The organism is Mesorhizobium sp. M7A.F.Ca.CA.003.01.2.1, assembly GCF_003998945.1.
In the GTDB taxonomy this organism is placed as follows: Bacteria; Pseudomonadota; Alphaproteobacteria; order Rhizobiales; family Rhizobiaceae; genus Mesorhizobium; species Mesorhizobium ciceri.
The window spans coordinates 1-8,240 of record NZ_RZRA01000129.1; the positions used below are offsets into that span (position 1 = coordinate 1).

At 60.6% G+C, this 8,240-nt stretch carries 9 protein-coding genes; 1 reads left to right on the forward strand and 8 read right to left on the reverse strand.

Annotated features, from left to right (window positions below; all coding sequences use genetic code 11):
- The coding region (locus EN969_RS35520) for a hypothetical protein (protein ID WP_206516445.1) at positions 1 to 252 on the forward strand (252 nt) is incomplete at its 5' end.
- Positions 253 to 281: 29 nt separating this feature from the next.
- On the opposite strand, the gene EN969_RS08005 is transcribed toward EN969_RS35520, so the two are convergent.
- The 8 genes from EN969_RS08005 to EN969_RS08040 form a co-directional block, all read right to left on the reverse strand.
- Entirely contained in the window at positions 282 to 524 is a 243-nt protein-coding gene (locus EN969_RS08005) for a DUF2274 domain-containing protein (RefSeq protein WP_024502859.1), read from the reverse strand.
- Positions 525 to 536: 12 nt separating this feature from the next.
- On the reverse strand, positions 537 to 1,751 hold the full coding sequence (locus EN969_RS08010; protein WP_063169228.1) for a TrbI/VirB10 family protein: 1,215 nt from the start codon (positions 1,749 to 1,751) through the stop codon (positions 537 to 539).
- Positions 1,748 to 2,773, reverse strand: a complete 1,026-nt coding sequence (gene trbG / locus EN969_RS08015; protein WP_164548809.1) for a P-type conjugative transfer protein TrbG — start codon at positions 2,771 to 2,773, stop codon at positions 1,748 to 1,750. The genes EN969_RS08010 and trbG overlap by 4 nt, the downstream gene beginning before the upstream one ends.
- 1 nt (position 2,774) lies before the next feature.
- Positions 2,775 to 3,506 carry a conjugal transfer protein TrbF gene (gene trbF, locus EN969_RS08020; protein ID WP_063169230.1) on the reverse strand — a complete coding sequence of 244 codons (732 nt, stop codon included), beginning with the start codon at positions 3,504 to 3,506 and terminating at the stop codon, positions 2,775 to 2,777.
- Positions 3,507 to 4,829, reverse strand: a complete 1,323-nt coding sequence (gene trbL, locus EN969_RS08025; RefSeq protein WP_127419061.1) for a P-type conjugative transfer protein TrbL — start codon at positions 4,827 to 4,829, stop codon at positions 3,507 to 3,509.
- A gap of 33 nt (positions 4,830 to 4,862) precedes the next feature.
- Positions 4,863 to 5,588, reverse strand: coding sequence for a P-type conjugative transfer protein TrbJ (gene trbJ / locus EN969_RS08030; protein WP_024502854.1), 726 nt, complete (start codon positions 5,586 to 5,588; stop codon positions 4,863 to 4,865).
- Complete coding sequence (trbE, locus tag EN969_RS08035; RefSeq protein WP_063169232.1) at positions 5,585 to 8,035, reverse strand: conjugal transfer protein TrbE; 2,451 nt, start codon at positions 8,033 to 8,035, stop codon at positions 5,585 to 5,587. The genes trbJ and trbE overlap by 4 nt, the downstream gene beginning before the upstream one ends.
- Positions 8,029 to 8,240 (reverse strand): VirB3 family type IV secretion system protein (locus EN969_RS08040; protein ID WP_127419062.1); only part of this gene is annotated, 212 nt, incomplete at its 5' end. The genes trbE and EN969_RS08040, both read right to left, overlap by 7 nt.

An 8,240-nucleotide genomic window follows, 5' to 3' on the forward strand; every position in this document is an offset into this window, starting at 1 on the left:
CAAGGGAATCGCAAAACCGAATTGCAGGAAAACAGCGTCCAAATACCGCTAATCCTGCAATTCCAAAGCCGCTATCCGCCTCAATCAACAGGCCAGATCAATGGCTTGCGGATAGTTCACGGCCGACCAAATCGAAAATGCAAACTTAGGCTGTTGCGCGGTATCTCCTTCCACATCATCTCTTGCGCATACCTGCATTCCAAGGTGTTTGATCCTATGCTTCGCGAGGAGCAGGTAGGTCGCGACAGCTAGGCAATGTTCCAGCTGCCCTAGCGGAGGAGTCACGATTTTCCGGCAAGCTCCGTCGGCAGACGTTCCTTTCTGGCCTTGGCAAAGGCTCGGTCGCCTTCCAGAAACGCCGCCAGCATGAAAGGGATGAGTTCTGCCACGGTTTCAGACTGACCATAGGTCTGACGGTAAAGTGCAGCATACTCCTTGAGTGTTTGGCTCAGCTCCGCGCTGACGGTAATGGTGATCTTCGAAGCTGTTCGGTCCGGAAGTTTTCCAAGTTTCAGGTCAGCCATGATAACTCCTGCTCAACTGGCGTATGGCCGCAGCACGATGTCCTTGTGCACGATGACGCGCAGTGGCCAACCTGGGCGGACGACGATGGTGGGCTGGATATTGAGGTTTTTTTCGGTGATGCGCTGGCCGGCTCGACTGGCGTTCTGCTGGGCTGATTCCCGGATCGCCTTGACCAGATCGCTCTCGTTTTCGCCGAGGCTGAATTCTGTGCCGACACCGAGCAATGTGGCAAGCGCCACTCCCTTGATCATCTGCCAAGTGTGGAAATCGACTTCGTCTTCCAGCCCTGCGTAGCCGGCGGTGTCGCTCGCGGGCAGATTGTCGATTTCGGCCGACGAGCCGTCGGGCAGCAGAATGCGCTGCCAGACCAGCAGCGCTCGCTTTTGCCCGAACGCGACGACGCTGTCGTAGACGCCGATAAGACGTGAGCCCTGCGGAATCAGCAATATGTTGCCCGTGACCGTGTCGTGCACATTTTCGGTGACTTGCGCGACGACAAGGCCCGGCAAATCGGAATTGATGCCGGTGATCAGGCTGGCGGCAATCACGCTGCCAGCCATCAGTTGATATGGCGAGATCGGCGTCTGCAGCGCATGCGGATTGTAGATCCCGCCAGTGCTCCGCTGGCTGAGAAAATCAAGCTTTCGCTGCTGATTGTTCTGGTCGCCTTCCGCCGCCGCCACCGAGGCTGACGCGCGTCCTGCTTCGGATTGGGGAAGCGCCTCAAATGGATGCTGAGCAGTTTGCACGCTCTCTCCGACATCTGTCTTTTGAGCTCGATTTTCGACGCGGAAAAGCACCCGCGATTCACGCGCTTCGATCGCCTGCTGCGCTAGACGCTGCTCCTCGGCCGAGATGTCTTGGCCCGGCACGATGCCGAGCTGGCGCTGCCGCTCGAGGATGGGGCGGCCGAGGTCGCCCGGCAAAGGTAGCCCAAGGACGGGAGGCTTCGGCTTCATGCCGGAATAGTCATGGGGAAGCGTATCGAGCCCCTCGGCGGTTGGTTTGCGCTCAGTGTTGTAGAGATCTTCCGCCTGATCCCTGATGCGAAGGGCCGGCCCCTGGAGGGCGATCATGGTAACGCCGAAGACAGCGCCGGATCCGAGCGCTGCGATCGCGATGATCACACCGCGCCTGAACCGCACCACGCGGCGGGGAGAGGCCCGAAGCTGCAGTTCCTCGGGATCCAGTTTCGGCGGGATGCCAGAGCGGGAATTTTCGATCATGAGTCCTCACCTCGCCGGCTGCCGCGAAAGAGCGAGATCCGCCGTTGCGGTTGCCTGCCGTCAATCCTGCTGATGCGGATCACCTGCTGCCGCTTGGTGCCGAGGCGAAGTTCGGCCGCGGCGAAGAGCCGATCGACGATGTAATAGTTGCCGCGCACGCGATAGTTGACGAGCTCGCTGCTCCCATCTGCGCCGACGATGAAGAGTGGTGGCGCCTCGCCCTGATCTATGCGACGAGGGAACTCAATATAGACCTTGCTGCCGTCGTCGAAGGCTCGCGTCGGTCTCCAGGGCGGTGTGTCGCCACTGATTGAGTAGCGAAAGCGAAGGTTTTCGAGCGCGATATTCGACGCGACCGGTGTAACTGCCTCGGCTTGAGCATTGCGCTGGCGAAGCGCGATGATCTGGTCTTGGCTGTAGGTCCAGGAGATTGCCGCCATTGCGGTCTTCTCGGTGCTTTGAAGCTGCAAATGATAGGTCCGCCGGTCCGTCGTAATGACGACATTGGTGGCAAGACCCGGCGCGAAGGGTTTTACCAGAACATGGGTGCGCTGATTGTCACCGGTGCCGCTTGCGGTATCGCCAATGACCCAGCGCACGGTGTCGCCAGCCGACACGGCGGTTAGTTTCTCGCCCGGCTGCAGAGCGATGTCGGTCACGCGCTCCGGCGCGGCATAGAGTTGATAAAGCGCGCCATCGGTGAAGGGGTAGACTTGCACGGCATTAACATACCCGTACTTGGTGGGTTGCTGGGTCGCGGCTTTGTTGGCATCAGCGACGCGTTCTTCAGGGGGGCGCTTGTCCTCGGCCTTGCCGGGCTCGGGCTGCATTTGGCCAGGCAGCGGCAGTGGTTTTGGCACCTCGACAATTCTAATCGGCCTCTCCGGCGCCTTTTCGATCGCGGCCGGTTTGAAGTCGGCAGCGTCATAGGAAATCTCAGGCGGCGGCACCTTCTTCGATGCACAAGCGGAAACGACCGCTGCCGACACCGATAGGATCAGCACGGCACGAATCGGTGACATTTTACCTTTCATTGGTGGACTCCGTCGGAGAAAGGGGGGTTGGGACGGCGCTGTCGAGCTCGCGTGACCAGTCAATGGCATTGATGAAGACGCCGAGCGGATTCTTGCGCAGCTGATCCGTATTGCTTGGCGAGCGAATCACGATCGTGAGGATCGCAGTCCAGCGCATCGTGCTGGCAAGGCTTCCGCGCTCAAACACCTGCTCGGTCCATTTGACCTGGAATGAACTTTCGGAGGCTCTGACCACGCTGGTGACCTGTACCGAAACACTGCGCGTTCCGATCTGACCGAAGGGGTCGTTCGCCTTGGCGTATTCGTTGAGGAAGAGCGCTGCGCGATCGCTAGCAAAGTCGTACGCTGCCAACCAGTTCTGCCGTACCAAAACCGGATCGGTGGAAACGGAACGGACATTCTGGATGAAGCGGCCGAGATGCCAGGCGATCTGAGCATCCGAGGGCTCATAATTCCGGATCGCCGGCGCGACGGCGCGCGTCTCGCCGAAGCCATCGACCTCGACGACATAAGGCACGACACGGCTTTGCATCGACTGCCATACGAGTCCGCCGGAAAGCCCGGTCGCCAAGGCCAGGCAGCCAAGGGCCATGATCCGCCAGTTCCTGGCCTGCAGTCGAGATGAGCCGATGCGCTCGTCCCACAGCTGGGCGGCTTTTTGATACGGCGTGACCGGTTCGGGTGTTTTGCCGTAACGGTGCACGGGTCGCTTGAAGAGCATCTAGTCATCCTTGTCGTTGAGAGAGGGGGTGGCGCTGCCTCCCGGCCGGTCTCCGTCTCGGACAGCTTGCATGGCAGCGTGGCGATTTGCACGGGCGGTCTGTTCAGAACGTAGGCGCCTTGCCCACGTCGGCGCCGAAACAGTGGCCGAACCGGCAGAGCGTTCGGTCATTGGCGCTGTCGGCGTGCCGCCGGTCGCGGTCCACGCGGCATCGCGCCCGGCATCGGCGTTGCGCCCAACACTTGCAGTGGCGGATCGCGCTATGCGTATAGCGGCGCCGCCAGCTGCACTGGTTACACCATGCATTCCAGCAGCCACACCGGAGAGGCCAGCGTCGGGCGAGGTTGCGCGCCCGATCTGCCATGACGTGGAAGCAGCCGATCCCATTGTTGTGCCGGCTCGGATGGCGGCGACACCGCCGCTGGTTGCCATACGCGCGCCAGCAAATGCTGTGCCTCCAGCAACGAGTGATACACCCGCTGCCGCCGCGGTCGTGCCGAGGGCGGCGCCCGCCCCAAGCTGCGGTGCGCCTGAGACAAGACCCGACGCGATCCCCGGCCCAAAAATGCCAAGGCCAAGCAATGCCAGTGCGCCCAGTACCTGGGACATGGCACCGGCAAGATCCGGCTCCTTGCCTTGCAATGCGGAAGCGAACTCCCCGAAGAGCGTGGAGCCGATACCGACAATGACGGCGAGCACCATCACCTTGATGCCTGACGAGATAACATGGCCGAGCACGCGTTCGGCCAGGAACGCTGAACGGTTCCAAAGTGCGAATGGAACCAAAACAAAACCTGCCAGCGTGGTGAGCTTGAACTCAAGGATGGTGATGAAAAGCTGGATGGAAAGGATGAAGAAGGCGATGATGACCAGGAACCAGGCCATCAGCAGCACGAAGATGGTCAGTGCGTTGCCGAAGATTTCCGGGAAGCCCAGGAGCTGACTGGCTTGGTCAAGCATTGGCCAAGCACCTTCGAAACCGGTCGCGGCAATGCGGCCCGGGCGCAAGAGATTGTCTGCCGACAGATTGCCGGCCGACGCCTTAATCCCGAGACCGGCAAAAGAACGATAAACGATATCGACGAGGTTCTTGAAATTGTTCAGAATGAAGGCGAAGACGCCAACATAGAGCACCTTGCGGACAAGCCGGCCGAGAACGCTGGTTTCGTCGCCGAGCGCCCACGCCAGGCCGGCAAGTGTGATGTCAATGCCGATCAGAATGGTAGTGAGGAAGGCGAGGTCGCCCGATAGCAGACCGAACCCGCTGTCGATGTAGCGGATGAAGGTCTCCATGAAGCGATCGATGACGCCAAGGTCGTTCATGCCGCTGCCTTTCTCGTCGTGATGAACTCGTGATTAATTGCCGGGATAAGCCGAGCCGGTACCCAAGAATCGCTTCGTCATCTCGCGGGCGGCTTCGTCTGACTGGGCCTTGCGGGCGGCATCCTCGGCCTCAGCTCGAAACTGCGTTGCGAGCAGCGTCTGGATCTGCATCTGCTGTTTTGTCGAAAGCGCCATCAGCTGGTTGGTGGCCTGGCTTGCCTGAAGCGCACCGGCCGCCCCTTGGCTGCGGTTGACGAGATCGGCGAGCAGATCGCCGTCGGCGCGGACGTTCTCGACGATTTGCGACTGGACACCCATGGTCTGGCGGAACGCCTGCATGGCGGTTTGCCAACGCTCCCGCGCAGCACTCGCCACATCGCTGACTTTGATCGTGGCGTCGTAGCTTTCCGGATATTGGCTGCGCCACTGGTCTTGAAGCTTGCCCAGATCAAAGCTGAGGCCACTCGCCTGGTCCATCAAGCCGTCGATGCGATGGAGCGAACCGGTGAGTTGGCCAACGGAAGAGAAATCCAGACGCTGAAGATTGCGCGCCATGTTCTGCAGCATGGTCGCCTGATTCTGCAGCGACTGGATCTGGTTGTTGATCTGCTCCAATGCGCGCGCGGCCGTCAGCACGTTCTGCGCATAATTGGACGGATCGAACACGATAAGGGCGTAGGCGGGCTGCACATAGTCGGCCATAGGCTTGGCGATCAGGGAAACGGTGATCAGGCCGGAGAGAAGGCGTCGCCGCATCATGAGAATTGCTCCTTGTCTGGTTGAGGGAATTGCTTGAGAAGTTCGCCGGCCCAATCGAGGCCGCGCGCGATCAGGAACTGCGAGGCAAAGCTGCCTTGCCCGTCTTCGGACATGATCCTGTCGATCAGAGTCTGCGTGGCCGGATCGGAAGCACCGCAAAGCGCAAGAGCGATGGGGCCAAGCTCGAGCTCGAACAGACGGTTGCCGCGGCGCGATTGCAGATAATACTGACGCTTCGGCGTGGCGCGGGCGATCAATTCGATCTGCCGCTCGCTTAAACCGAAGCGCTCGTAGGCTGTGCGCGCCTGGGGTTCCACGGCACGATCATTGGGAAGGAAAATGCGCTGCGGGCAGCTTTCGATGATTGCCGGCGCTATGCCAGAGCCCGCGATATCAGCCAGCGACTGCGTAGCGAAGACAACCGACACGTTCTTCTTTCGCAGCACCTTCAGCCATTCGCGGATGCGGGCGGCGAACAGCGGATTGTCGAGATAGACCCACGCCTCGTCGAGCATGATCAGCGTGGGCCGTCCGTCGAACCGTTCCTCAAGTCGCTGGAACAGATAGGTAAGCACCGGCAGCAAAGCGCTTTGGCTGTGCATTAACTCCTCGGTCTCGAAACACTGCACATCCGACAAGGCCAGCCCATCATGATCGGCATCGAGCAGGCGGCCGAAGGGACCGTCGAGCGTGTAGGGCATCAATGCGGTCTTCAGCGCATTGGATTGAAGCAGGACCGAAAGACCGGTCAGTGTGCGTTCCTGCGCCGGCGCGGTGGCAAGGCTGGCCAGCGCTGACCAAATAGCCTCCTTCACCTCCGGCGTGACGGTGACGTTCTCGTGGGCAACAAGGCTGGCGATCCATTCGGCCGCCCAGCTTCGGCTAGCCTGGTCGTTGATGCTGCGCAGTGGCTGAAAGGCAAGGGAACCGTCCGCTCCTAGCGCGTGGTGTTCTCCACCCATGGCAAGTGTTGCAGCACGGGCCGAATTGCCTTTGTCGAAGACATAAACCTGGGCGCCGGCGTAGCGCCTGAACTGCAGAGCAATCAGAGCAAGCAGAACCGACTTGCCGGCGCCGGTCGGACCAACAACCAGCATGTGGCCGACATCTTCGACGTGGGTGGAAAGCCGAAACGGTGTCGACCCACTGGTCTCGGCAACGAAAAGCGGTGGCGCTTCGGTTTGGGTGACTTTCGCGAGATGCTCGTTTGTCGCAGGACCGGCCCAAACCGACGACAGCGGCATGAGATGGGCAAGGTTCAATGTATGAACGAGCGGTTGGCGAACGTTAGCGTAGACATGGCCAGGCAATGAGCCGAGCCAAGCCTCGACCGCATTGACGCCTTCTCGGATCGTGGTGAAGCCGAGCCCATTGATGATGCGCTCGACCGCGCGAAGCTTCTCTGCAGCGGCTTGGCGATCCTCGCCCCACACCGTCACGGTGGTGGTGAGATAGCCGAAACTCACATGATCACCGCCCAATGCCTGAAGGGCTTCGTCGGCATCGAGCGCCTTGTTGTCGGCATCGCTATCGACAAGCGGGACCGGCTCGTTGGTAATGACCTCGCGTAGGATTGCCACGATCGATTTGCGCTTGGCAAACCACTGCCGGCGCAATCGCGTCAGCGTCTTCGTGGCTTCCGTTTTCTCGAGCGGAATGAAGCGCGTCATCCAGCGATAGGCGAAATCCTGATGATTGAGGGTATCGAGGATTCCGGGCCGGGTGAGGTTCGGAAAGCCGAGGATGGTCAGTGTGCGAAGATGCTGCTCACCCAGCATCGGCTCCAGGCCACCGGTAAGCGGCGCATCGACCAGGATTGCATCCAGATATATCGGCGTTTCCGGGGCCATGATAGGATGGCGACGAGGCGAAATCGTGCCGTGGAGGTAGGTCAACGTCTGAGCATCATCGAGGACGCGTACTTCGGACATGAAACCCGAGAAGAGATCGAGCACGCGGTTGGTCTCGTCACGGAACCTCGCCAGATCCTGGCGCCAGTCTCTTTCTCCTCGGGAATAATGAGAGTCGACGAGCGTGCTTTCTGCGCGCGCCTGGGCGTCCGGCGGTGGCATAAACACCAAGGTCAGATGATAGCGGCTCTCGTAGTGCGCTACCTTCCCCTCGAAAGCAGCGCGGCGTTCTTCGTCGACCAGCCACGACGCGGCGTCAGGAAAATGCGAGTTCGGATAGCCCAGCGCTTCTGTGCGCTCGGCCTCAAAGAACAATGCCCAGCCAGAGCCAAGGCGTCTGAGAGCATTGTTCGCCCGGGCGCAAATGCCGACGAGTTCAGCCTCCGTCGCACTTTCGAGATCCGGGCCGCGGAACCGCAACGTCCGCTGAAAGCTGCCGTCCTTGTTGAGCACGATGCCGGGCGCCACCAAGGCAGCCCAGGGTAGATGGTCGGCAAGCCGGTCGGCTTTGCTTCGATATTCCGAAAGGTTCAGCATGCAAGCCACCCCTTCAGACGTAGGTGGCGCACAAGCACGCTGGCGAAGTCCGGATCGCGTCTTGCGGCAAACACCGCTAACGAGTGGCCTGCGATCCAAAGCACCAGACCAGCAATCCATTGCTGCAAGCCGAAGCCAATGGCCGCGGCCACTGTACCGTTGAGGATCGCCACCGCGCGCGGAGCCCCGCCGAGCAGGATCGGCT